The 22,093-nt window shown below is 71.5% G+C and carries 15 protein-coding genes and 1 pseudogene; 9 read left to right on the forward strand and 7 right to left on the reverse strand.

Annotated features, from left to right (window positions below; all coding sequences use genetic code 11):
- The first annotated feature begins 203 nt into the window (after positions 1-203).
- Genes EAD96_RS04290 through EAD96_RS04300 form a run of 3 tightly spaced genes read left to right on the forward strand, consistent with a single transcriptional unit; the run spans position 204 to position 6,303 of the window.
- Positions 204-1,874, forward strand: a complete 1,671-nt coding sequence (locus tag EAD96_RS04290; protein WP_121683354.1) for a hypothetical protein — start codon at positions 204-206, stop codon at positions 1,872-1,874.
- Entirely contained in the window at positions 1,871-3,442 is a 1,572-nt protein-coding gene (locus EAD96_RS04295) for a hypothetical protein (RefSeq protein WP_121683355.1), read from the forward strand. Before EAD96_RS04290 ends, EAD96_RS04295 begins: the two co-directional genes overlap by 4 nt.
- A 32-nt stretch (positions 3,443-3,474) precedes the next feature.
- Complete coding sequence (locus EAD96_RS04300; protein WP_147457830.1) at positions 3,475-6,303, forward strand: hypothetical protein; 2,829 nt, start codon at positions 3,475-3,477, stop codon at positions 6,301-6,303.
- 112 nt (positions 6,304-6,415) lie between these two features.
- Here EAD96_RS04300 and EAD96_RS04305 read toward each other — a convergent pair whose 3' ends face one another.
- On the reverse strand, positions 6,416-7,171 hold the full coding sequence (locus EAD96_RS04305; protein ID WP_162959124.1) for an ABC transporter permease: 756 nt from the start codon (positions 7,169-7,171) through the stop codon (positions 6,416-6,418).
- Positions 7,172-7,198: 27 nt separating this feature from the next.
- Positions 7,199-8,044 (reverse strand): 4,5-DOPA dioxygenase extradiol, encoded by an 846-nt coding sequence (gene ygiD, locus EAD96_RS04310; RefSeq protein ID WP_121683357.1) that lies wholly within the window; start codon positions 8,042-8,044, stop codon positions 7,199-7,201.
- A 259-nt stretch (positions 8,045-8,303) separates the two neighbouring features.
- Here ygiD and EAD96_RS04315 point away from each other — a divergent pair, with 259 nt between their 5' ends.
- Positions 8,304-9,392 carry an epoxide hydrolase family protein gene (locus EAD96_RS04315; protein WP_121683358.1) on the forward strand — a complete coding sequence of 363 codons (1,089 nt, stop codon included), beginning with the start codon at positions 8,304-8,306 and terminating at the stop codon, positions 9,390-9,392.
- Positions 9,393-9,522: 130 nt separating this feature from the next.
- Here EAD96_RS04315 and EAD96_RS04320 read toward each other — a convergent pair whose 3' ends face one another.
- Positions 9,523-10,686 (reverse strand): MFS transporter, encoded by a 1,164-nt coding sequence (locus EAD96_RS04320; protein WP_233585433.1) that lies wholly within the window; start codon positions 10,684-10,686, stop codon positions 9,523-9,525.
- Between the two features lie 225 nt (positions 10,687-10,911).
- On the opposite strand from EAD96_RS04320, the gene EAD96_RS04325 reads away from it, so the two are divergent.
- The 4 genes from EAD96_RS04325 (at position 10,912) to EAD96_RS04340 (ending at position 18,042) form a co-directional block, all read left to right on the forward strand.
- On the forward strand, positions 10,912-14,187 hold the full coding sequence (locus EAD96_RS04325) for a BTAD domain-containing putative transcriptional regulator (protein ID WP_233585434.1): 3,276 nt from the start codon (positions 10,912-10,914) through the stop codon (positions 14,185-14,187).
- 48 nt (positions 14,188-14,235) lie between these two features.
- Positions 14,236-14,877 (forward strand): NAD(P)H:quinone oxidoreductase, encoded by a 642-nt coding sequence (wrbA, locus tag EAD96_RS04330; RefSeq protein WP_121683361.1) that lies wholly within the window; start codon positions 14,236-14,238, stop codon positions 14,875-14,877.
- A 445-nt stretch (positions 14,878-15,322) separates the two neighbouring features.
- Entirely contained in the window at positions 15,323-16,276 is a 954-nt protein-coding gene (locus EAD96_RS04335; protein ID WP_233585436.1) for an SMP-30/gluconolactonase/LRE family protein, read from the forward strand.
- 26 nt (positions 16,277-16,302) lie between these two features.
- On the forward strand, positions 16,303-18,042 hold the full coding sequence (locus tag EAD96_RS04340) for a PQQ-dependent sugar dehydrogenase (RefSeq protein WP_121683362.1): 1,740 nt from the start codon (positions 16,303-16,305) through the stop codon (positions 18,040-18,042).
- Between the two features lie 117 nt (positions 18,043-18,159).
- On the opposite strand, the gene EAD96_RS04345 is transcribed toward EAD96_RS04340, so the two are convergent.
- Positions 18,160-19,089, reverse strand: a complete 930-nt coding sequence (locus EAD96_RS04345; RefSeq protein ID WP_121683363.1) for an NmrA family NAD(P)-binding protein — start codon at positions 19,087-19,089, stop codon at positions 18,160-18,162.
- Between the two features lie 93 nt (positions 19,090-19,182).
- Here EAD96_RS04345 and EAD96_RS04350 point away from each other — a divergent pair, with 93 nt between their 5' ends.
- The gene (locus EAD96_RS04350) at positions 19,183-19,791 is read left to right on the forward strand and encodes a TetR/AcrR family transcriptional regulator (RefSeq protein ID WP_121683364.1); all 609 of its coding nucleotides are present in this window, start codon (positions 19,183-19,185) and stop codon (positions 19,789-19,791) included.
- Positions 19,792-19,865: 74 nt separating this feature from the next.
- Here EAD96_RS04350 and EAD96_RS31425 read toward each other — a convergent pair.
- The 3 genes and pseudogenes from EAD96_RS31425 to EAD96_RS04370 all read right to left on the reverse strand — a co-directional run bounded on the left by EAD96_RS31425 (position 19,866) and on the right by EAD96_RS04370 (position 22,037).
- A pseudogene (locus EAD96_RS31425) lies at positions 19,866-20,175 on the reverse strand (hypothetical protein).
- Complete coding sequence (locus EAD96_RS31430) at positions 20,172-20,351, reverse strand: hypothetical protein (protein ID WP_121683365.1); 180 nt, start codon at positions 20,349-20,351, stop codon at positions 20,172-20,174. The pseudogene EAD96_RS31425 and the gene EAD96_RS31430 overlap by 4 nt, the downstream one beginning before the upstream one ends.
- 489 nt (positions 20,352-20,840) lie before the next feature.
- A complete protein-coding gene (locus EAD96_RS04370; RefSeq protein WP_121683367.1) occupies positions 20,841-22,037 on the reverse strand; it encodes a helix-turn-helix transcriptional regulator in 1,197 nt (398 codons plus the stop codon).
- Positions 22,038-22,093: the final 56 nt, after the last annotated feature.

A 22,093-nucleotide genomic window follows, 5' to 3' on the forward strand; every position in this document is an offset into this window, starting at 1 on the left:
CCGGATGTCCGACGGTCGCCTGTTCCCGCCCCCGGTCACCGCTCACCCTCCGACGGCCATTGGCCCCGGTTCCTTGGTCTCCTGCGGTGTCGCCGCGCCGACGCGGGTCGAGCGGCCTGTCCGATTCCGCGCTGTCCGCTTTCCCGCACGCGAGTGACTGACAGGTGACTGCGGCGTGACACGCCGTGGATACGCTGCCAACCATGGCCCCGGGTCCACCGACCCTTCTGGAGGCTGCCGACGAGGCGGCCCGGCCACTGCGCGCCGTGCTGGAGGACGTCTGGCTGACCCTCGACACCGCGGTCGAGGGCGAGGGCCGCTGGCTGGAACTCTACGGCGGTGCACCGGCAGACCCCGTGTTCGTGTGCCTCGACGCGATGAGCAACGTCCTGCACGTCCGCTTCGACGGCGCCGATTCGCTGACCGTGAGCTATCTGCCCGGCTGGTGCTACGAGGCCGCCACCGCGGCGCACGCGGACCGGCGGCCGGAGGCGTCCGCCGTCATGGTGACCGACGTCGACGCCGCCCAGCCGCTGGTCTTCGACCTGAGGGTCGAGCACCGGATCGCCGGTGCCGAACGGAGCGTCGTGGTCGGCGGAGAGACGATCTCGTACGCGCCGCTGCCGATGGGATACGCGTTCACGCCCGCGCGCGCCTTCGAGATCGAGGAGGCGGACCCGAAGGCCACCCCGCTGGTGCACTGGAGCGCGATGCGGCTGCTCCTGGCCATGGCGCCGGGCGTGTCGTTCTCGGCGCGGCCACTGCTCGGCGCGGACGGGCTGCGGGCGCTGCGAGCCGCGTACCTGCCCGGGGACGGACCCACCCGCTGCGACCAGAGCCTGGCCTTCGAGATCCAGCGCCACCGGCACCCGGACACGCTGCCACCGCTCGGCGGTCCGCTGCGGGCGGCCCCGCTCACCGAACCCGACCTGGTGGCCGGGACCGTCGCGCTGGACGCGGCGGTCGAGGGGGTCGGCGGCGAGCTGCTGCCGACGGCCGTCCAGCAGGTCCGGGCGGACGGACTCGACCTGGTGCTGATCCGCCCCGACCAGGGCCGCCCGTCTCGCGGTCAGCCCTGGTCCTGGCAGCCCGACTGGTTCGTCGCCGCCGCCTCGGTCCTCGACGACATCGCGTTCACGCTGGCCAAGGACGTGTACGACACCTACATCGACTGGCTGGGCGGGGTACCCGACAGCGCGCCGCTGCCGATCCACATCCGGGTCGACCCGGCCGGCGCCGAGGACCGCTTCGCCTACCGGCTGGATCTGCTGGACTCCGACGGCGAGCCGGTCGGCGGTCCGGCCACCACGACGCCCGACGGACCGGTGTGGCAGCTGACCGTGATCCGCACCGCCGGGGTGCGGGTGTTCCTCGACGACTCGGTCGGCGCCGCCGGGGTGAGCACCGTCAAGGGCATCGTCCGCTACCGGGAGCGGGTGGCCACCCACTTCGACGACGTACCCCTGGAGATCACCGACGAAGTGGTGCCGGTGCGGGATCTGCCGGCCCGGCCGGCCACTCTGGCGGAGATCGTCCACGTGGTGGCGACGGTGGGCCAGTTCGTCCCCGTTCCCACCGTCCAAGCCATGTACGACCTACGTGATCTCGGTTCGGTCGCCGCGTACGTGTTGACCGGCAGGGATTTCGACGGGGAGCCGATGAGCGGCCTGACGGCGGCGCTGACGCTGGGGGGCGTACTGGTGCCGCCCGTGGTGGACCGGGTCGGTGGTTCGCTGCTGGCCGCCGGCCGGCGGGTGCTGACCCGTGGTGACGTGCCGCTCCCCCGACTGGCGCGGGCGGCGGCGGCAGCCGCCCCGGTCGACGCCGACCTGGCCGCCACCCTGATCGACGAACTGCCGCGGGTGTCGCCGTGACCCGGCCGGTGGGACTGGTGCAGCAGCAGGGGTTGCTGACGGCCCAGCAGAAGCTGACCGCCCAGGCCGCGAAGACCTCGGCGACCAGGGCGGTGACGCCGGTCCCGACCGCGTTCCTGCGCGATCCGGCGCAACTCGTCGACCGTTCCGGTGTCGCGCTGGAATCCGCGTACCTGCAGAATCTCTACCAGGCGGCCCGGCGGGACAACCCACGGCTGACGACCGGCGAGTTCCTCGCCGGCGGCGCCGTCGACTCGCTGTTCCACGGCATCGTCGACTCGCTGCTCGGTCCCGCCGCCGCGACCATGCTGCGCACCACCGACCCCGACCTGTACCGCCAGGCGCTCGTCCAGGCGTTCCACGACTTCCGGTTCGGCCCGACACCGTACGACGGCGGCATCGCCTACAGCAGGTACCGCTACCAGATCGGGCACCACGTCGCGTTGCCCGAGGAGCTCAACGTCATCCCGATGAACGCGCCGACCGGGCCGGACCTGCACTATCCGGCTTACGGAAAGCTCGTCACCGCCCGCGGCAACCGCACCATCGGGATGGTGATGGCCTCCCGGGCGTGGGGACGCGACATCCCGCTGGACGCCCGCGGTGTCACCCTGTTCCGGACGTTGGGGCTGAAGAGCGAGGACGTGCTGCACGCCTGGGACTACGACCCCGACCTGCTGCTGTCCGAACCGCAGATCGCCCACATGATCACGACCGGCGACTCGCCGGTGTACCACTTCAAGCTCGTGCGGGAGAAGGTCAACGACCGGACCGCCGAGCAGGCGCGGTGGGAGTTGGCTGCCCGGCTGGAGGACGAGGCCTTCATCGAGGCCGACGACGCCACGCTGCACCGGCTGTGGAACCACCACGGCAGCGACACCGCCGGCAGGACCGGAGACCCCACGAACCTCGAGACACGGTACGCCCGGGATCCGTACTACCGGAGGTCCCGGGACGAGCTGTTCGAGATGGCCCTCCGCCTGCCGGGCGCCTGGAACGTACGGACCCGCTCCCGCGAATGGGAGCACGGCTTGGTCCAGCGGTTCACCAAGCGCATGAACGACTGGGCGCATCGGCTGGGCAACCACCTGGACGAGACCGTCTGGGCCAGCCGGCTGTCGATGCTCACCGGCGCCGCCGAACCGGCCAACCTCCAGCTCCTCTCCCCCTGGGAGCACGCCCGGGTCGACCTGCACGCCGGTCGGATGTTCGACGGCGTCACGCGCGTCGACAGGTACGGCAACCGGGCCGTGCCCACCCTCCGCGACGTGGCGGCGTACGACGACGCCGCCCGTGCGGCCGACTCCCCCCTGACGGGCGGCGGGACGCTGCGGGCGTTCCCGCTCACCGACACGCCGCGCGCCGACGAACCGATCGTGGCGTTCGACCAGTTCACCCTCGCGGAACTGGTCGGCGCACTGCACGAGGACGAGTGGCAGAAGGCCGTGAAGACGACGGCCGGCCAGAACACACACGTGCGGGCCGAATGGAACCAGCTCGTGGACCGGCTCAACACACACCTCGCCGCGTACGGCATGCCCGCGGCCCTGCACCTGCCGAAGATCTGACCACAAGCGAGTCGGGAGACCGGAGGGGAACCATGACCACCCCTGTCACCACCCACGTGGGCCTGCGGTTCGTCCAGTTGCGCCGGGAGGGCGACGCCGCCCCCGACGCCTGCACCACCGGGCCGAAACTGATCGACGCGGTCGTCGACTTCCGGGACGCCTGGTCGGATCCGGTCCGGGAGGTCGTCACCGAGGGGGACGACGACCGGGCGCGGCGGCTGCTGGCCAAACGGCTGGCGGCGCGGGACGACCGCCTCGACGAGCTCGGCAGGCAGACGCTGTGGCTGTTGCTCCGGGTGGCCGTCGACGCCCGGCTGACCGTCGGTGGGCTGCGCGACGGCGTCGCCGGGTGGGCCACCGAGCACGACCTGGACGCCGGACAGCTCACCACGGCCGCGGCGGAGCTGACCGGCTGGGTGGTGGACGTGCTGGTGCTGGGCCGGTTCCTGCGGATCCCCCGGTCACCGGCGGCCGTCGTGCTGGTCCGCGTGCTGCGCGGGATGACGCTGCTGCGCCTCGCCCGCTCCGACGCCGACGCGGCGTGTCTGGTCCGGGCCCTGCTCGGCGGACGCGACGTGCTGCTTCCGGACCCGCCGGCGCCCCCGCGGACCGACCCGGACGCCGATCGGGCCGGCCGGTTCGCCGACCTCGGCCAGACCCTGCGGCGGCTACGCGCCCGGGCCGGCGCTATCGGCCTGACCGACGCGACCGTACGGGACCTGCGGAACAGCGGCTTTCCCGATCTCGGTCCGGCCATCGCGGCCACCACGCAGGCCGCGGCCGACCTGGGTGTCCCGGACACCACGACGCTGAGCCGCCTCGCCCGGGTGTTCTCCGCCGAGCAGGACGACGCCCGGCGCCGGGCGACCGCGAAACTGGACCCGGGCGACGCCGAACCGATCCCGTCGCACCCCGGCCCGGCCGACCCGCTGCCCTATCCGGGGCAGCCGAAGGTGCCGGTGCTGGACGCGTACACCCGCATCGCCGGCCGGGGCGACCTCATGGTCATCCGTACCGCGCTGCTGCGCTACCAGCCCGGCGAGATCTCGTACGTCGAGAACGTGCTCGCCAGCGAGACGCGCGGCCGGTCCCACGTGGCCGACACCCGCACCAGCGAAACCGTGACCACGATCAGTAAGACGATCGACGCGTCCACCGAGGACCTCGCGTCCACCGAGCAGAACAGCCTGGACCGGGCGTTGGCGACGGCGGCGTCGCAGCAGAACTCCACCTCGCTGGGCGTCAGCGTGTCCAGCGGCCTCGGGCCGGTCCAGGCCGGAATCGAGATCAACGCCGACCAGTCCACCTCGACCGAGACGAGCAGCAGCTCCGCGGTGTCGTACGCCAAGACGATCACCGAGAGCGCCACGCAGCTCCTGCGTACCGAGACCGGTCAACGCCGCACCACCACGAGCAGCGTCCGGGTCACCGAGACCAACACCCACTCCTTCGACAACGCCGCCGGCGCCGCGAACATCAGCGGCGTCTACCGCTGGCTGGACAAGGTCGACCAGGCGCAGGTCTACAACTACGGCGAGCGGCTGATGCTGGAGTTCGTCGTCCCCGAGCCCGCCGCCACGCTGGTCTGGCTGAGCACCCGGACGTCCGAGGACACCAGCGCGGGTGCCGTCCCCAAACCGCCCGCCTGGTTCCTCGACGTCGACGACCTGGACGACGACAACTGGGCCGCCAAGGCCGCCCGCTGGGACGTCTTCGGCGTCGAGCCGCCCCCGGACCCGGAGGTCTTCGCCACCGCCACCTTCGTCGACCCGGCCGCCCGGCCGTTCGACCATCCCAAGAACTCCACTGACAAGTCCCAGCCCGAATGGGGGTACGCCTCCTACACCGGCGAGGTCGCGGTACCGGCCGGCTACGAGGCGAGCAGGGCGTACGTCTGGACCACCTGGGGCCTGTCCGAGGGCGAATACCCCACCGACGTCGGCAGCCCGCCGCAGGCCGCGCAGGTCGCGGTCGGAGAGCACCGGGTCACCCTCAACGAGAGCGTCGGCAATGCGAAGATCGACTTCGACTCACCGGTCCCCGGTCCGGTCCCGATCGGCATCAGCACCGACCAGCGGGGCGGGCTCACCGTCGTGGTGCGGGTGCGGTGCGCCCGGACCGACGGCGCGTTCGCGGCGTGGCGGCTGCGGGCCTGGGAGACGATCCGAGCCGGATACCTGGCCCAGCGCTCCGCCTACGACAACGACCAGGCACGCCGGCAGGCACGCACCGCCTACCAGGCGAGCGGGCCGGCGGCCGGCCTCCGGCAGCTGGAGATGCTGGAACTCAAGCGGGCCTGCCAGACCGTGCTCACCGGGCAGGAGTTCGACCTGTACGGGGCCCTGGACACGCCCGACGACGAGGCTCCCCGCATCGACCGGATGCAGATCACCGCCGAAGCCGACCACATCCAGTTCTTCGAGGAGGTCTTCGAGTGGGAGAACCTGACCTACCTGTGTTACCCCTACCAGTGGGCGGGCCGGGACCGCTGGGTCACCGTACGCAGCCGCACCAGCAGCGACGCGTTGCACCAGGCGTTCCTGCAGGCCGGCGCGGCCCGGGTCATCGTGCCGGTACGCCCCGGCTACGAGTACGCCGTCGGCGGGTATCTCGCCTCCTCCCAGGTGCCCACCCTGTCGCCACGGCCGTGGCGGGACGGCGGCAATCCGTACCCGCCGATCGAGGAGCTGATCGCCGACGCTCTCGACCGGCCGGGCGAGGAGGTGGCCGTCGGTGATCCGTGGGAGGTCGTCACACCCACCTCGCTCGTCCAGTTGCAGGCCGGCCCCGACCTCAACCCGCCGGTCGGCGGGCCGGAGCCTGCCGGCGGTGCAACCGACCCGGAGCCCGTCACCGGTTGATCCCGGTGCGGAGGTCCGCGTCGGCCGTCGGGTCCCGCTCCCACCTCTCGCGTAGCGGCTCATCCCGCCTTCGGGTTCTTTCCCGCCAGGCGATCAGACGTCGAAGCGGGAGCTAGACGGCCGGGCTCGGTCGGCGAAGCAGTCCGTTGGCGACCAGCTCGACGGTCACCGCGACGGCGATCGCCTCGACGGCCAGGAGCGCGACCAGGACCAGTAGTTGGGCCGCCCCGGCCTGGACGGGTGTGCCGCCGCCGAGCAGCACGCCGACGAAGGCGCCGGGGAGCGTGACCAGGCCGACGGTGCGTGTCTGGTCCAGCGCGGGCACCAGCGCCTGCCCCGCGCTGGGCCGGCAGATCTCCAGCGCCGCATCCCGCGGCACGAGGCCCAGCGCCAGGGCCGCCTCGTACTCGCCATGGCGGTCGCGGAGCTCGTCCAGTGCGCGGCGGCCCGCCAGCGAGGTAGCCGTCATCGCCCCGCCGATGAGGATCCCGGCGATCGGAACGACAGCGACCTCGGTCAGCGGCACCGTGCCGGAGGCCACGACGAGGGCGCAGGCCGGGAGCGCGCCGGCCGCGATCGGCGCCAGCACCGGCCAGCCGAGGCGAAGCGAGCTGACCCGGCGCGCGGAGGTCGCCGCCGCGACCAGGATCATCAGCGCGATGAACCCGGCGCTGGCCCACCACGACCGCAGGACGGCAGTGATGAGCAGCGCCACGGCGCACAACTGCACGACCGCGCGCAGCGCCGCCGTGGCGATGCCACGGGCGTGGCCGAGCCGGCCGGCCCGCACCGTCGCCACGGCGACGAGCACCAGAACCACGAGTACGGCGGCGAGCGCCGGACCCACCGCGACTGCACCTTGATCCATGAGACCATTCGACCAGCCGGCGCTTGCTCAGATGTTGGAGCCGTCCGGCGGCAGACCGGGCGGTGGCTGCGGGGAGCCGCCGCGGCCGGCAGCCGGTGGACAGGACATGCCCAGGGTGTAGGCCGTCATGGACAGCGAGCCGTAGGCGTAGCCGTCGACGAGGACCTCGGTGTCGGGGGTGTCCATGGCGGCGGCCAGACCGGCGAGGTACAACGCGGGGATGAAGTGATCCGGTGTCGGTACCGCACGGCGGAAGTCCCCGTGAGCGTCGAGGGTCGCGTACTCGCCCGGGTCGGTCAACATCCGGGCCTTGGCGTCCTCGTCGAAGCGCCGCGCCCAGTCGAAGCCGTCGTCGGCCAGCGCCCAGTCCATGCCGCGCAGGTTGTGCACCACGTTGCCGCTCGTCACGATCAGCACACCGCGCCGGCGCAGCGGAGCGAGCCGGGCGCCGAGTTGAAGGTGGTAGTCCATCGGCTTGTCGGCGTTGATGCTGAGCTGGACGACGGGGATCGACGCGTCCGGAAAGGCGTGCAGCAGCACCGACCAGGTGCCGTGGTCGATGCCCCAGCTGTCGACGTCCGCCCCGACCCAGGTCGGATGGACGACGTCACTGACCTCCTCAGCCAGTTCGGGTAGTCCCGGCGCCGGGTACTGCACCTCGAACAGCTCCTGGGGGAACCCGTAGAAGTCGTGAATGGTCCTCGGCCGGGGCATCGCGGTGACGGCCGTGGCGTTGATGTACCAGTGGGCGCTGACCACCAGGATCGCGCGGGGACGCGGCACCGCGGCGCCGAAGGCTCTCCACGCCGAGGTGTACCGGTTGACCTCGAGGGCGTTCATGGGTTTGCCGTGGCCCAGGAACGCCGCGGGCATCAAGACCTCCGAGCCCGGATGTACGTCTGAGGCACGTGAACTTCCCTCCCTGGAGGACCGGTTCGCACGGCGCGGCCTGCCGGACCTGAGGGTCACGATAGTGCCACCTGGCAGCGGTTCCGGCCTGAATCACGCTCCTCCGGAGGCGTTGATCGAGTCTCCCGGATCGTGGCTGCCGACCGAGTGCGGTCACACCGCGGCGGCAGCCTGCCCGTTCGGGCGGCTGCCCAGTGACTCCTGGCGATGGGACCATGATCGGGTGACGCCCTTCCGCATCGATGTGCCCGAAGCCGTCCTGGACGACCTGCGCGCTCGGCTTTCGCGGACGAGGTTCGCGCCGGCCGCCCCGGGAGAGCCGTGGGCCGCCGGCACCGACCCTGGGTACCTGGCAGATCTGGTGCGGTACTGGCTCGACGGATTCGACTGGCGTGCGGTCGAGCGTGCCCTCAATCGGTACCCGCAGTTCGTCATCACGGTCCGGGGCGCGCCGGTCCACTTCGTTCATGTCCGCTCGGCATCGCCCGACGCCACGGCGCTGATCCTGACCCATGGCTGGCCCGGCACCTACACGGAGATGCTGCCCCTGGTGTCCCGGCTCGCAGACTTCGACCTCGTCATACCGAGCCTGCCCGGCTTCGTCTTCTCCGGACCACTCGCCGAGGGCCCGACGACCGAGGCGGCCGTCGCGGACGTGTGGGCCGAGCTGATGACCCGCCTGGGCTACGACCGCTTCGGCGCCTACGGTGGCGACATCGGTTCCGGCGTGACGACGTGGCTCGGCGCCCGCCACGCAGATCGGGTCATCGGGGTCTTCTCGCAGCACATCAAGTTCCCGCCGGCGGACCGCAGGGACGACCTCAGCCCGGCCGAGGAGGCGTTCGTCGCCAAGCTCGACGCGAAGGCCCAAGACGACTGGGGCTACGGATTCCTCCAGGAGACACGGCCCGACACCCTTGCGGCCGCCCTGAGCGACTCGCCGTCCGGCCTGGCCGCGTGGATCGTCGAGAAGTACCAGCGCTGGAGCGACTGCGGCGGCGACATCTCCCGCCGGTTCGGCTTCGACGAGCTGCTGACCACCGTGATGCTGTACTGGGTCACCAACTGCATCGCCACGTCCTTCCGGCCCTACCGCGACGACCACCTGGCCCCACATCTGCCGATGGTCGCCGTGCCCGCCGGCATCACGGTCAGCGTGGAGGACGCCGGCCTGCCCCGATCGTTCGCCGAACGCACCTACGCCAACCTCACCCACTGGCGCGAGCCCACCGTGGGCGGCCACTTCCTCGCCCAGGAAGAACCCGACCTGCTCGCTGCCGACCTGCGCGCCTTCTTCAACGCGCTGCGATGATCCAGGAACTCCACCTGGTGTGCGGCTGGTCAACGGTCGGCTTCGTAGCGATAGGTGGAGCCTGTCGGTGTGAGAGTGAAGGTGTCCGCGAAGGCGCCGTCGCCGTGGCGGACCGCCAGCGTCGGGGTCCTCAAGCGGTTGGGTGCGAGAGCGTCACGGCAACCACTGGCCCGATCGCGACGCTGAGCAGGTAGGCGAGGTTGAACAGGCCGAGTGCTTCGGCCCGGTGGGAGGCGGATACGACGCCGGCCGCGTGCAGGGCGAGTACGCCTTGGCCGGTCGCGGCGGCCAGGGAGCCGAGCGTCATCGCCGCGAGCAGCAGCGGTACGGCGGTGGTGACCGCCGCCAGCAGCAGCGCGGCGGCGCCGGTGACGAGCAACGTGGCGGCCGCGACGCGGCGTGACACTCGCACCGATGCCGCGACCAGGAACCCGGAGCAGACTCCGCCGATCAGGTAGGGCGCCAGCAGCACGATCCCGCTCATGGTGCCTGCCCATCCCGCGTGCTGTCGCAGCAGGTCCGGCGCGGCGTAGAGCAGGGCGAAGTTCCCCACTCCCAGCGCGAAGGCCAGCGCGCACGCCGCGAGGAACCGGCCGTTCCGTGCCACCGCAGCAGGCAGGAAGCCGTCCGGACGGACCTTGGTCCAGAACGCCAGCAGAGGCAGCAGTACAACGGTGGCCGGGCCGGCCACCAGCGGCCGGTGCGGAATGAGGACGGCTGCGGTGACCAGCATCGCCAGGATGGTCATCCCGAAGAAATCGAACGGCGCCGGGACCGCGTCCGGTGAGGTGGTGCCGCGGCGAGCCGCGGGCACGGCGAGCACCGCCAGCAGCGGCAACGCCAGTGCCGCCTGCCACGAGGAGAGGTCGGCGATCAGTGCGCCGGTCAGCGGACCGGTGGCCCCGACGACCGCCAGCGACGCGGCGACCACGCCCATCTGCCGGGCCGAGTCGGCCAGTTTCATCGCGGTCACGGTGAGGCCGGCGGACCCGAGTCCCTGCACCGCCGCACCGGCCACCATCGCCGGCACGCTCGGGATCAGCACGAGGATGAGCGTCCCCGCGGCCACCAGCGCGGACGCGACGGTCAGGACCGCTCGTACGCCGCGACGGGCGAGCAGCGCCGCCAGCAGCGGCGTCCCCAACGCGATCCCCCAGCCGAAGGCGGTCACACCGGCGGTCGCGGCCTGTTCCCCGCTACCCGTTGCGCGCGCCAGGTCGTCGAGCAGCAGTGCCGGTGCGGCAATCCCGAACGACAGCGGACCGGCCAGCAGGGCGAGCCAGGGTGTGGCCACCCGCCCTGGTGCGAGCGGCCTGTGGCGGGAAGCGGCTCGGCGCCGCTGTAGCTGATCCATGTCGTTCCTCCGGTGTCGGCTCGGTTCAGCGTGCCCGGGGCTCCTTACCACCGGCTGACGGCCGGCTGACGTACGCGTCGGTGACCCCGCGCCGCTTCCCGGTGAACAGACCGCCGGTCGGCGGACGTTCGCGGGGCGGGACAGCCGGCTGGCTAGTGTGAAGCGATGAGGTTCGGAGTGCTGGGCGACGTCGCGGTGTGGACGTCGGACGGCACACCTGTCGCCGTGCCCGGCCTCAAGGTGCGTGGTCTGCTGGCTGACCTGCTGGTTCACGAGGGGCGCCCGGTGACCGCCGACCGGCTGATCGAGGATCTCTGGGGTGACGAGGCACCCGGCAACGCGCTCGGGGCGCTCCAGACCAAGGTGTCGCAGCTGCGCCGCGCACTGGGGGCGGGCGAGGCGGGTGGCCGTGCGCTGGTCGAGTCCGGTGAAGCCGGCTACCGGCTGCGGACGCCGTCGGAATCGGTCGACGCCGGTCGCTTCGCCGCTCTGTTGGTACGTTCGGGCGCGCAGCGGGAGCCGGCTGTGCGGGCGGCGACGCTGACGGAGGCCCTGTCGCTGTGGCGCGGTTCCCCGTACGCAGACTTCAGCGACGAGCGGTTCGTCCGCCAGGCGGTCGAGCGGCTCAACGACCAGCGCCTGACCGCGCTGGAGGAGCTGGCCGAGGCCCGGCTCGATCTCGGTGAGCACCACCTGCTCGCCGGGGAACTGACCGACCTGGTCGCACGCTACCCGTGGCGTGAGCGACTACGGGCCGCGCACCTGCGCGCCCTGTACGGCTCGGGACGCCAGCATGAGGCGCTGTTCGCCTACGAGCAGTTCCGTCGGCAGGCGCGCGACGAACTCGGCATCGATCCCGGCAGGGAGTTGGTCGAGCTGCACGGGGCGATCCTGCGCCAGGATCCCGCTCTCCAGCCGCCGGCACCGGCGTCGACTCCGGCCCGGACCAATCTTCCGGCGCCTCTGTCGCCTGGTCCGTACGGCGGGCTGATCGGGCGCGACGCGGCCGTCGAGGCGGTGCGGGAGCGGCTGACGAACGAGCGGCTGGTGACCCTGACCGGTCTGGGTGGGGTGGGAAAGAGCAGGTTGGCGATCGAGGCCGCTCGTGCGCTGGGTGACACGTTCCCCGCTGGCGTGTGGCTCGTCGAGCTGGCCGGCCAGCCGTACTGCGGCGACCACGCGACCTGCACCGAGATCGTCGACACGGTGGCGGCGACGCTCGAGATCCGGGACGACAGCCCGCCCGGCCTGCCCGGTAATCGACCACCGCGCGAGCCGATGGACCGGTTGGTCGCCGCGCTGCGAGGTCGGCGGATGCTGTTGCTGCTCGACAACTGCGAACACGTGGTGGCGCCGGTCGCTCGACTGACCGAGAAGCTTCTCGGCGCCGTGGCCGACCTGCGCATCCTGGCGACGAGCCGCGAGCCGCTCGGGATCCCCGGCGAAGCCGTCTTTCCGGTGCCGCCGCTGACCCTGCCGGAGCCCGGAGCCGGCGCGCGGCAGATCGCCGAGGCTCCGGCGGTTCGGCTCTTCGTGGCCCGCGCCCGCGCCACCGAGCCGGGGTTCACCGTCGATCAGCGGAACGCGGACGCGGTCGCCGTCATCTGCCGGCGTCTCGACGGCGTACCGCTGGCGCTGGAACTGGCCGCTTCCCGTCTGGCCGTTCTCGACCCGGGCGAGCTGGCGGCACGGCTCGACGATCGATTCCGGCTGCTGTCATCCGGCCGGCGCACCGCGCCGCCGCGTCAGCAGGGGCTTCGCGCCGTGATCGACTGGAGTTGGGAGTTGTTGTCGCCTCCCGAACGCGCGGTGCTGCGCCGGCTCGCGGTCTTCGCCGACGGCGCCACCCTGGCCGCCGCCGAGCAGGTGTGCGGGGGCGGGCAGGTGGCATCGGACGAGGTCCTCGATGTGCTGGCACGCCTGATCGACCGATCGCTGGTCATGGTGCGGCACGGCGAGAGTCCGCGACGCTTTCGGCTGCCGGAGACGGTGGCTGCCTACGGTCTGGAACAGCTCGGCAGCGCCGCCGAACTGCCCGCGACTCGTCGCCGTTACGCCACGTGTTTCGCCCGTCTCGCCGAGCAGGCCGCCGGACGGCTACGTGGTCACGATCAGAGTCGTGCGCTACGTGAGCTCGATGCCGAGAGCGCCAACCTCCGGGCGGCACTCGACGTCGCCGCCACCGACGGTCAGGCCCGCGTGGGCTTGGCGCTCGCCACCTCGTTGTCCTGGTACCGCCTGCTCCGGGGTCGATTCGGAGAGGTGAGCCGGTCACTGCGGACGGCGTTGGACATCGTCCCGAGGAGTGAGGACGACGTCGCGCCGGACGGCCTGCGGCGACATGCGGAGATGTGGCTGGCCGCTCTCGCCACCCGGGACGGCGATCCGACCGCTCCCCGGCAGCGGATCCTGGAGAGCTACCAGGACACCGAGGGGCCGGAGAAGGCGTTCGCGCAGTGGTTGTTCGCCTCCATGATGCTCGGCTCCGGGGATCCGGGCGAGGCCGCCGTCCTGGTCGACGCGGCGCTGGCGGCGTTCCGCGCCGGCGGGGACCGGTGGGGCATCGCTGCCGCCTGCGCCATCCGAGCGGACCTCGCGCTCGTACTCCGCAGCGACCTGCCCGCGGCGCAGCGTGACTGCGAGACCAGCCGGGCGCTGTTCGAGCAACTGGGTGACCGCTGGGGCCAAGTGCATCCGACGAGCCTGCTGGGAACCCTGGCCGAGATCCACGGCGACTACGACCGCGCCGCCACCCGCTACCGGGAGGCGCTGCGCATCGCCGAACACCTGCGGCTGTGGACGTCGGTGTCCCGGCAGCTGGCATGCATCGGCCGGCTGGCCATCTTGAGAGGCGACCTCGACGAGGCCGCCGTCAGTCACGACCGCGCGCTACAGGTGGCCCGGGAACAGTCGAGCCCCTCCGCCGTCGCCTTCGCCGGCACGGGCCTGGCAATGATCGCGCGACGGCGGGGCGACCTCGACGCCGCCGAGACCCAGCAGCGGGAGCTGCTCGACTGGAACCGCCGCGCCGGCTTCCTGCCGGGCTGCGCGCTCGCGCTGGCCGAGTTGGGGTTCATCGCGGAGCACCGCGGTGATGCTGTCCTCGCCGAGCGCCGCCACCGTGAGTCGCTCGAAGCGGCGCGCGCCACCGGGGATCAACGGGCGGTCGCCCTGGCTCTCGAGGGCCTGGCCGGTGCCATCAGCCTCGGCGGTGACAGTCGCCCCGCCGCGCGGCTGCTCGCCGCGGCGCGGACGCTGCGCGAGGCCGCCGGAGCGCCGCTGCCTCCCGGGGAACAACATGACGTCCAGCGCATCACGGTCCGCCTCCGGGAGGCGCTCGGCAGCGACGAACTCACTGCCGAGATGAGCCGCGGCGCACAGCTCGACCTGGACGGACAGCCGTTCAGCGGCGTCGGTAAGGAGATGGTCAGCGAACGGTAAGCCTGCTCGGCACGGTTGACCGAGAACCGAGCCGACCCAGGAGACACCATGCAGACCGATGCCAGGATCGCCGTCATCTACTACTCCGCCACCGGGACCGTGCACCGGCTCGCGCAGGCATTTGTCGACGGCGCCGCGGACGCCGGCGCTGAGGTCCGCCTGCGCCGGGTGGCAGAGTTGGCGCCGGAGCACGTCATCGATGCCAAGCCGCAGTGGCGAGCCCACCTCGACGCCACTGCCGACATCCCGGTCGCCACCCTGGACGACCTCCGGTGGGCCAACGGGTACGCCTTCGGCACGCCGACCCGTTTCGGGAACATCTGCTCCCAGTTGCGCCAGTTTCTCGACACCACGACCGCCCCGTGGCAGGCGGAGGAACTGGCCGACAAGCCGGCGACCGGCTTCACCGCCACCTACGAGGAACACGGCGGCCAGGAGGCGACCCTGCTCAGCCTCTACCAGACCTTCCACCACTGGGGGTCGATCATCCTGCCCACGGGCTACCTGAACTACGACACCGCTCACGTCGCCGGCGGAAACCCGTACGGCGTCAGCCAGGTGGAGAGCCGCGCCGGCCGGGATCCCGAGTACGCCAGAGCTGTCCTCGAGACGGCCTGCTTCCAGGGCGCACGCCTGACCCGGATGGCAGCCGCTCTCGCCGCCGCCCGCACGGACAGCAGGCTCGGGTAGGAGCAAGGCGGCCTTCGCCGATGCCGGCGGAATCCATCGGCGTGGAAGCGGTGCGGATACGGGAAGTCAAGGACCCGGGTGGGGCCGCCGACCCGTCGCCCGCCGCCTCGCGGGCGGTCACCACGAAGGTGTACGGAGTGTCAGCGCTCAACCGGCCAGGTCATCGGGTGCCTGTCGGGACATGCGCCGAAGGTGATCGTGGACAACTGATGCGGGGCGCCGCTTCCTCACCTAAGCTGCGTTCCATATGAATCGATACTGATCAATAGTAGGTGATGGTGGGGTCGAGGCCGACCCATCCAAGCATTCACCGACTCCGACGGGAGTACCCGATGACCTGGCGTCCAACCATCGCCGCACTCACCGGCCTGTGCCTGGCGCTCACCACCGCACCGGGCCCCGTCGGTGCCGCACTCGCACCCCGGCACCTCGGGACGCCTCTGATGTGAACGTTCACACCAACCCGTTCACCGGCCCACCCGGCGCGCCCCCCGGGGTCTGCCCGGGCGGCACCGGGTACGGCCCGCCCCTGCCGGCCGGTTCCGTGTCCGCGACGAAGATGCGGAGCGGGTTCTCGTTCCTCGAAGGACCGGTCTGGATCGCCGACGGCGGCTACCTGCTGATGTCCGACATGGCCGCGGGCACCGGGCCGGTCAACGTGCAGCCCTCCACGATCCGCCGGTTCACCCCGCCCGCGACCTTCGACACCTTCGTCGCCGATGCCGGAAGCAACGGCCTGGCGCTCAGCCCCGACGCCCAGCAGGTCGTCGCCGCCACCCACGACCAGCGGAACGTCTCCGCATACCGGCTGAGCGACCAGGCCCGCAGCGTCGTCGCCGCCGACTACCAGGGCCGGGCGTTCAACTCACCCAACGACGTCACGGTCCGGTCCGACGGCGTCGTCTACTTCACCGACCCCAGCTTCCAGCGCGGCAGCCGACCCGACCAGATGAGCGGACGTACCGGTGTCTTCCGCGTCTCCGGCGGCCAGGTGTCGCTGGTGGACGACCGGCTGCGGCAACCCAACGGCATCGCGCTCTCCCCGGACGGCAGCACGCTCTACGTGGGCGCCTACTCCGAGAACAAGATCTACAAGTACGTCGTCCAGCCCGACGGCAGCACCGGCGCCCGCAGCGTCTTCGTGAACTACATCGGCGGTCCCGACGGGGTCACCGTCGACTGCGCCGGCAACGTGTACTGGGCCTCCGGCTCGGACGGGCTGATCCACGTCTACTCGCCCGCCGGCGCGCAGCTCGGCACGATCCGCTCCGGCGGCACCGGCACCACCAACGTGGCGTTCGGCGGACCCGACCGCCGGACCCTCTACATCACCTCCGGCCGGACGAACGACTCGGGCCTGTACAGCGTGCGGCTCGACGTCCCCGGCTACCCGTACTGACCAAGAACCCGGGAAGGAAAGCATCCGTGCGGATCAATCCTCGCCAGTTCCGACACCGCGTACCGCTCGCCCTGCTGATCTGCGCCGGCACCATCCTGACCGGCGTACCCGCCAACGCCGCGACGGCCGCGCCGGCGACCGGGAGCCGGACGACGGCCCGGCTCGCCGCCGACACCAGCCCGCCCACCCGGCCGACCGGCCTGCGCAGCACCCGGCTGACCTGCCAGTCCGTCACGCTCTCCTGGTACGCCTCCTGGGACAACGTCGGCGTCGCCTTCTACGACATCTACCACGACGGCCAGCTCGTCACCTCGGTCCCGGGCCGGACGCGGACCGCAACGCTCAGCGTCGTGCAGGGTGTCACCTGGGGCTGGTACGTCAACGCCCGCGACGCCGCCGGCAACGTCTCGCAGGCCAGCTCCACGCTCTCGGTCACCCCGCCGTTCTGCCAGCAGGACACGTCTCCACCCAGCACGCCGACCAACCTGGCCGCGACTGTGAACGGCACGGACGTGACCCTCACCTGGTCGGCCTCCACCGACAACGTCGCGGTCACCGGCTACACCATCCTGCGCAACGGTACGGCGGTCGGCTCCACCACCGGCACCGCCGGCAACCCGCCGGCGACCACGTTCACCGACACCGGGCTGACGCCCGACACCGACTACCGGTACACCGTGACCGCCCGGGACGCCCAGGGCAACGTCTCGGGGGCGAGCGCCGCGGTCACCGCGCACACCGGCGCGGGCTGCACGAGCCCGATCTGCGGCGCCACGGCGGTCACCACCGAGAAGGACCTGCCCTGGGGCCTGGTGCAACTGCCCGACAGCACGGTCCTCTACGGCCGGCGCGACCTGTTCGACATCGTCGCCATGAACCCGGACGGCACCGACAAGCGCAGCATCGGCACCGTGCCGAACGTGGCCGGCACCAGCGGCGAGGGCGGCGTGCTCGGGCTGGCCGTCTCGGCCACCTTCACCACCGACCGCTGGCTGTACATCTACCACACCACCACGACCGACAACCGGATCGTGCGCATCCGCTACGACGGCACGCTGCAAACCGGCACCGAGCAGGTGCTCGTCACGGGAATCCCGCGCAACAAGTACCACAACGGCGGCCGGCTGCGTTTCGGCCCCGACGGCAAGCTCTATGCCGCCACCGGCGACGGACAGGACCCGGACGTGGCCCAGGACACCGGCAACCTGGGCGGCAAGGTGCTGCGGCTCAACCCCGACGGCACCGTGCCGGCGGACAACCCCTTCGGCAACTACGTGTGGAGCTACGGCCACCGCAACCCGCAGGGACTCGCCTTCGACTCCCAGGGCCGGCTCTTCGAGCAGGAGTTCGGCAACAACGTCATGGACGAGACCAACATCATCGTCAAGGGCGGCAACTACGGCTGGCCCGCCTGCGAGGGCACCTCCGGCGACTGCGCCAACCCGAACTTCAGGGCCCCGATCCGGACGTACCCGGTGGCCGAGGCCTCGTGCAGCGGCATCGCGATCATCCGGGACGTGCTCTACATCGCCTGCCTGCGCGGCAACCGGATGTACCGTGCGGAGATCAGCGGCAACACGCTCACCAACGTCCAGCAGTACTTCGTCGGGACGTACTTCCGGCTGCGCACCGTCGAACCGACCCTCGACGGCAACCTGTGGCTGACCACGAGCACCGGCGGGGACAAGGACAGCACCCCGAACAACAGCAACGAGAAGATCCTCAAGGTGACCCTCGGCGGGGCGGCGTCCGGCCCCACGAGCTGAGAGCGAGCCGGGAATCCGGCACCGCCGGCCCTCGGAGGGTGCCCGCGTCGCGCGGGCACCCTCCGAGCGATCCGGGCTGGCACTGCAGCAGACCGGCCCAGCGGTAGCGCCTTGGCGTCAGCCCTGGCGGAGAGGGCGCAGGTGGCGGTCGGCCCACTCGGCGAACGAAGTCAGGGGGATGCCGAGGGCGCGCGCGAACTCCGGCCGGGCCGGCTGCCCGGCGACGTTCAGGAACTCGTGGGAGGTGGTGGCCCACGGCGGCATGCCGGCGGCGAGCGCTTCCGCCTCGGTCATGTCGGGAGCGGTGCCGTCGATGCCGAGCGACTCACCGATGATCTTCGCGATTTCCGTCATCGGCAGGTGGTCGCCGGCCAGTTCGAGTTCGACGCGGTGGAAGCGGTCCGGGTCGGCGACGGCCGCCGCGGCCGCTCGGCCGATGTCGTCGACGGCGATCAGCGACAGGTGGGTCTGCGGCCGGAGGACCGTCGCGAGCCCGCCCGCGATGCCCCGCGGCAGCAGGTAGGCCAGGTCGGGCAGGAAGTTCTCCATGAAGAAGCCCGGCTTGATCAGCGTCCACCGGTCGAAGCCGGCGGCCCGGACGCGTTCCTGCATGCCGGCCTTGGGCAGGAAGACGCGCTCCATTGCGGCCCAGCGCCCGTCGGTCCAGCCGGGGGCGTCCTCGTGTTGCCCGGCGCCGGACACCGAGGTGTGCACGAACTGCGGGACCTCCGTGGTCAGTGCGGCCTCGATCAGGTTGACGCCCTGGGCGAGTTCGCTCTCGAAGTCCCAGGTGTCGCCGCGCAGCTCCGGCATCTGCACGGAGAAGACGGCGCGGGCGCCCCGAGCCGCCGGGACCAGCGATGCGGGGTCGCGGAGATCGCCGGTGACCAGCTCGGCGCCGAGGGCGGCGACCGCGGCGGCCTTGGTGGCCGCAGGGTCACGGACCAGGGCGCGCACCGGTACGCCGGCGGCGAGCAGGGCGCGGACGGTTGCCCCGCCCTGCCGGCCGGTGGCGCCGGTGACCAGGACTGGTGCTCGATCTGACATGGACACACTCCTCGACCAAGAAACGGCGGGGGCCGCCGTTTATGCTTGCTAACATACGGCGGACCCCGCCGCTTAGCAACGCCGAGGTGAGACATGCGAGCAGACGCCCGCCGCAACTACGAACTTCTGCTCGCGGTGGCAGCAGAGGCGGTGGCCGAGCACGGGGCCGACGCGTCGCTGGAACAGATCGCCCGGACCGCCGGGGTGGGCTCCGGCACGGTCCGCCGCCACTTCCCGACCCGCCACGCCCTGCTCGAAGCCGTCTTCCGGGAGCGCATCGACGCCCTCTGCGCCCGCGCCGGCGAACTGGCGGGCGAACCGGACCCCCGGGCCGCGCTCGTCGAGTTCCTGATCGAGATCACGCGGGCCGCCGCGACGATCCGGGGCCTGGCCGAGGCGCTGAACCGCGGCCGCACCGAGAGCGTCTACTGCGCGTCCGACCAACTGGCCGAGGCGGGTGAGCCACTGGTACGCCGGGCCGCCGAGGCCGGAGTGCTGGCGCCCGACATCACCTTCGCCGACCTGTCGACGCTGGTCACCGGCATCGCCCTGGCAACCGAGAACGACCCCGACCCCGGCACCACCGCGACCCGCCTGCTCTCGCTGGCCATGACGGGGTTCACGGTGACACCGCAGGAACCACTTCCGAAACCAGGGCGGCCTGACCACGCCCCCGGGCCAGGGCCTGATCGCAAGCCGTAGCTCCGGCGGGCTTCGCCGGAACCGGTAGCGGTCCGAGCTACGGCTCACGTGCCTGCTCGACTCCTCGCCTACACCTACCACTCCTGGCGGGACTCGTCTCGACCGGATTCGGCCGGCACGGTTGCTGCACCTCGCTGCTGCACTACCGGCACGAGGCGGCCGGTTTCCCTGATCCAGCCGAGGAAGCGGCGGTGCAGCAACGCCGGCCGGCATCCAGGGCAGGTCCTCGGTGGCCTGGACGAGGTAGGCACCAAGGTAGAGAGCCAGCGACACCGGCGCATCCATGAACTCCGCGCGCAGCTCCCGCTTGCGCGTGGGGCACGGCCAGGGCAGGTCACAGCCACCGCAGCTCCAGACCGGCATGACCGGGCCGTGGGTGGTCACCGCGCACCCTCCAGGAACCGCGCGGTGACCGCCCGCGCCCGCCGGCTGGTCGCCCATTCCACCTGCCAGCAGGGGTACGGAGTCAGCCGCGCCCACCACGCTCGGCACCCGGCACACATGCCGTCGAGTCCTCGTACATGAACCGCGACGATCGCCTGTTCCTGCTCACTGGTCACTGCTCACCCTCCGACGGCCAGTGGCCCCGATTGATCGGTATCCGATGCCGGACGCGGCAGGGCAGGTCGGCTCCGCAGCGACAGATACGGCGCCAGAGCCGCCACGACCACACCGGCCGGTGCCTTCGAGCGAGAGTCAGCGCGGTGGCGGAAAGGTACTCGTCATACGAGACGCGCCGCTCTCGCGACATCGATGTGTTCCCGGCGCTCGCCGGGGCCTGTTGCCCGCCGCGCGCCTGGTCCAGCAACCGCCGCCGGGCGATGTCCTGCTCCATCATCTGGATGCGCTGCCCAACGCCGTACGCTGTCGGAATCGACGGGAGGTACCGGCCCACGAGCCGCCGCAGGAGCCCGATAGGCACCGTCATCTTCTGGCCCTCCGTGATGAGAGCACGAAGAGGCAGCTGCTGAGGTGCCTCGATCCGCGCCCGGTTCAGTGAGGTCCAGCGTCGCGCCGCGCGCGCCTACGATCCAGAAGGTGACTGTCCGCTAACCAGGTGTGCTGTCCGCTGTTGATCGCCTGGCGGGGGCGTACTCGACGCACAGTTCACGGAACATCGCGGCCTCGGGCGCTCCGAGATCCTCGACCTTCGCCAACAGTTCCGCGGCCCGCCACCAGTTCGACGGCACCACACGCCCGGATGCCACGGCCTGCGCCCCGAGCGCAACCGCTTCGTCCGGCTGACCGGCGGCGACAAGGGCAAGTCCGAGGTCGAGACGCGCCGATGCCGACCGGCGTGGCCGCGCTCCACCGTCACCGTGCGGATCCAGATCGGCCAGTACGGCCCGAGCTACCTGCTCGGCGCCCGGGTCACCGGCCCACGCCAAAGTCGTGGCCGTGTAAGCGGCGGCTTTGGCAGGGTCGTAGCGATAGTGATGCTCGGCTCGCTCGGGAACGGGCAGATTCGCCGCTAATCGCTCTACCCGGTCCAGCGTTCGTCGGGTGGCAGCAACGTCCCTGATGCGAGCCCATGCACGGGCCTCCTGAGCAGTCGCCTGAATCCTGGCAGAGCTGCCCTGAGGTGCAACCCGTTGAGCTTGCTGGGAAAGATCGAGTGCTGAACGGTAGTCGCCTTGTGTCAACACGTCCCAAGCTCGCGTCTCCAGACACCATGCCTGGATCTCGGGATGCTCGGCGTGTTCAGCAAGGTCACGAGCAGCTCGCAGATGAGCAGCCGCAGCATTCCGCTGCCGCAGGTCGATGTGAACCGTGGCCCGCAGCACGGCCAGCCAACCGCCGGCAACCAACAGCCGACGCTGTTGAGCAAGCGTTACCCGTCCGTCGAGCAGCCGCACCACATAGGAGAGGTGCCGCCGCACCAACGGCAACAGATCCGCCGGTGCCATCGTCGGATAGGAACTGGCGAGGTCGTCAACGCCCTGCTCGATCCGTTCGAGCATGTCGTTGCTGACATCGCTGGCGGCGACTCTCGCCCGCAACTCGCCGGCCTCGGCCGCATGGTCGATCGGCACATCGACCAGCCGAGCAAGCATTCCCCCGGCGTCGAGAATCCGGTCCAGGTGGCGCGCTGTGTCGACCGTCGGAGCCTTGAGCGCTGCCTCCAACTCGTGCAGGTGGCTCTTACTCCGGTGAGCGAGTTGCCCGAGAGACCGAAGCGACAGGCCACGCCGCTCCCGAAACTCCCGCAGAGCTACCCCAAAGCGCGGATCGACGGACGAGGCCATAGCGCCGCTCCCAGCTCAAGAGGCCCGGCTAATCAGCCGGCCGCCACCCCATCGAC

The sequence above is a fragment of the Micromonospora sp. BL1 genome (assembly GCF_003667485.1).
GTDB classification, from domain to species: Bacteria; Actinomycetota; Actinomycetes; order Mycobacteriales; family Micromonosporaceae; genus Micromonospora; species Micromonospora tulbaghiae.

Excerpts from the sequence above, each read along its gene's own strand:
- EAD96_RS04290 (WP_121683354.1), top strand. The coding sequence starts at position 204 with ATGGCCCCGGGTCCACCGACCCTTCTGGAGGCTGCCGACGAGGCGGCC.
- EAD96_RS04300 (WP_147457830.1), top strand. The coding sequence starts at position 3,475 with ATGACCACCCCTGTCACCACCCACGTGGGCCTGCGGTTCGTCCAGTTG.
- EAD96_RS04305 (WP_162959124.1), bottom strand. The coding sequence starts at position 7,171 with ATGGATCAAGGTGCAGTCGCGGTGGGTCCGGCGCTCGCCGCCGTACTC.
- ygiD (WP_121683357.1), bottom strand. The coding sequence starts at position 8,044 with ATGCCCGCGGCGTTCCTGGGCCACGGCAAACCCATGAACGCCCTCGAG.
- EAD96_RS04325 (WP_233585434.1), top strand. The coding sequence starts at position 10,912 with ATGAGGTTCGGAGTGCTGGGCGACGTCGCGGTGTGGACGTCGGACGGC.
- wrbA (WP_121683361.1), top strand. The coding sequence starts at position 14,236 with ATGCAGACCGATGCCAGGATCGCCGTCATCTACTACTCCGCCACCGGG.
- EAD96_RS04345 (WP_121683363.1), bottom strand. The coding sequence starts at position 19,089 with ATGTCAGATCGAGCACCAGTCCTGGTCACCGGCGCCACCGGCCGGCAG.
- EAD96_RS04350 (WP_121683364.1), top strand. The coding sequence starts at position 19,183 with ATGCGAGCAGACGCCCGCCGCAACTACGAACTTCTGCTCGCGGTGGCA.
- EAD96_RS04370 (WP_121683367.1), bottom strand. The coding sequence starts at position 22,037 with ATGGCCTCGTCCGTCGATCCGCGCTTTGGGGTAGCTCTGCGGGAGTTT.